1 protein-coding gene is annotated in these 427 nt (G+C 61.6%); it reads right to left on the bottom strand.

What is annotated here, in order from left to right; genetic code table 11:
- Nucleotides 1-425: B12-binding domain-containing protein (locus EN993_RS36710; RefSeq protein ID WP_206532507.1), on the bottom strand; the 425-nt coding region annotated here is incomplete at its 3' end.
- Between the last annotated feature and the right edge of the window lie 2 nt (nucleotides 426-427).

The raw sequence follows: 427 nt of genomic DNA, 5'->3' as shown, positions 1-427 counted from the left end.
TCGACCGCATTGTTGATGCCGAGGTCGATGACGTCGAAGCCGGCCCCCTCCATCATCATGCCGACGAGGTTCTTGCCGATGTCGTGGATGTCGCCCTTGACGGTGCCGATGACCATCTTGCCCTGCTTGGGCGCGCCGGTGGCGGCGAGCAGCGGACGCAGGATGAACATGCCGGCCTTCATCGCGTTGGCGGAAAGCAGCACTTCCGGCACGAACAGGATGCCGTCGCGAAAGTCCTCGCCGACGATGCGCATGCCTTCGACCAGCGCCTCGGTCAGCACCTTGTAGGGCACCCAGCCGCGCTCGAGCAGGATGTTGGTGCCTTCCTCGATCTCTTCCTTCAGCCCGTCATAGAGATCGTCGTGCATCTGCTGCACCAACTCGTCGTCGGAAAGTTCGGAAAGGATGATCTCGTCGTCGGACATTT

The sequence above is a fragment of the Mesorhizobium sp. M7D.F.Ca.US.004.01.2.1 genome, from assembly GCF_003997785.1.
GTDB classification, from domain to species: domain Bacteria; phylum Pseudomonadota; class Alphaproteobacteria; order Rhizobiales; family Rhizobiaceae; genus Mesorhizobium; species Mesorhizobium loti.
Note: the sequence above shows the minus strand (reverse complement) of the source record. Positions and strands in the feature narration are given on the sequence as shown.